This window comes from Moorena sp. SIO3I8 (assembly GCF_010692325.1).
Lineage (GTDB): Bacteria > Cyanobacteriota > Cyanobacteriia > Cyanobacteriales > Coleofasciculaceae > Moorena.
In genome coordinates this window covers 1-1,792 of sequence record NZ_JAAHHW010000326.1, presented here as the reverse complement: position 1 = coordinate 1,792, position 1,792 = coordinate 1, and the positions used below count along the sequence as shown (strand labels likewise).

The 1,792-nt window shown below is 40.5% G+C and carries 1 protein-coding gene; it reads left to right on the top strand.

Annotated features, from left to right (window positions below; all coding sequences use genetic code 11):
- The first annotated feature begins 381 nt into the window (after window positions 1–381).
- Entirely contained in the window at window positions 382–1,608 is a 1,227-nt protein-coding gene (locus F6K51_RS36665; protein ID WP_293030931.1) for a hypothetical protein, read from the top strand.
- The last annotated feature ends 184 nt before the right edge of the window (window positions 1,609–1,792 follow it).

The following is a 1,792-nucleotide window of genomic DNA, read 5'->3' as shown; positions in this document are numbered from 1 at the left end:
GCGATTGCGCTACGCGCACGCTTGATCGCTTATTTTATCATGAGATGATTACTGATAGCTAAATGTTTACTATAAAATTTCTAAATGAGATATAAACCTAGAAGGTCTTTTTTTATTATCCAATAAAACTTCGGATCCCTTTTGCCTCTTGGGTTTTGCCTCTTGGGTTTTGCCTCTTGGCGCAAGAGGTATGTTCACGACTCAAATCAAAACGCTATATTATCACTACCAGAGCATTAGCTGACTGCTGATAAATAGCTTAATGCTTAACATTTTGGCGGCTTATTGTCATCAAAATCAGCCGCCAAAATGGCGCTCATTATTAATTAATGCTATATATAATGATTCCCGGAATAAGCCAATATAAAAATGGAGATTTTCATGGGATCAAATACTTTATTTTTGCCAATTGTTAAAACCCCTAACTCCAAAGCAAACTTTGCTGACGCTACAGGAAGCGCCAAGTTCACCAACTATAGTCAAGCAGCGTCGGGGTTTTTGACTCAAATTCAGGCGCAGACTTTAGTGAAGAATGGTGTGGGTTTTGCCCTTGCTAATGCTGACGCCACTTTTGTCAATAACCCAACCTTCTCTACACTATTTAGTCAAGCTACTGCGGCTGCTTTTGATGGTGCTTTTGAGAGTAGTTCCCAGAGTAACACTAAAGTAGTTGCTAGTTTTTCTGTTGGAGCTCATCAACAATTCTCTTTCAATTTCTCAGCAGATTTACGACTAACAGCTAAAGAAATTGACAATCCTAATCAGGAATATTCTCAGGCCAACTCAAACATAGGTTTTCTGGTGTTAGAGACTGAGAATCCCAATCAAGCTAAGGTTAAAGGTTTTTTTGGCATTGCTGGTGATTTAATCTCTTCCCGTAAAATCGGCGACTTGGATTTTGGTTCTAGCAGCAACGTTAACCTTAACTTTCCTTTTAAAACTACTGATATTGATGGCAACAACGGCGTAGACTTCGTCAAGGGTTCAGCCAAAGGGACTTATCAGCAAACCTTTGACCGTGATACCAAGATCACGATCGTAGAAGTTAATAACAATGCTGTTAACTTATTAGGGGATACCTTAATCAACAGCCTGGGCAATGATGTCCGCTATGGAAGTATTTGGGATGATAAGCTTCGTGGCACTTTCGGTAATGACAAAATTTATGCTAGCCTAGGCGACGATTCGATTGAAGGACTTACTGGCGATGACATTCTAGAAGGAGGTAAAGGTAACGATAAGCTGAATGGAGGGTTTGGTGATGATAAACTTCATGGCAGTTTTGGTGACGACACTTTGGTAGGTGGCGGTGACAATGACACCATGGTTGGTGGCAATGGCGCTGACAGATTTGTGTTCAATCGGAGCGATAGCTTGCTTGGAGATGACTTCGATATCATCAAAGACTTCCAAGTTGGTTTAGATAAGGTTAAATTTCAAGGTTTTGGTCAAATTGACTCCAAAACTTGGTACAACAATGGGATAAATCAGGGTTACCTTACTAATACTAGTAATGGCGCTCTCTTATCTGACGCAAAAGGTGGAGAAGTTTTGTTTGAAAATGTGAATCTAAACCAGCTTAAGCATTCTGACTTCCACTTCGCCTAACATCGAGTCTTAGGGGCGAAGCATTTCGGAAGAGACTTATTGGAAAAACGACGATATTTAGCTCCAAATCCTTCCCCTAATCCGTATTGTGGCAAGAGGTCTAAAGAAAAGAGGCGTTCCCGTAGCGTGCGCCTCTTTTTTCATATCAATACCATTTTTATAGTCCCCGTAACCGTTAATTGTT

Bases quoted from the DNA above. Each gene is read 5' to 3' on its own strand.
- F6K51_RS36665 (WP_293030931.1), top strand. From the start codon at position 382: ATGGGATCAAATACTTTATTTTTGCCAATTGTTAAAACCCCTAACTCC.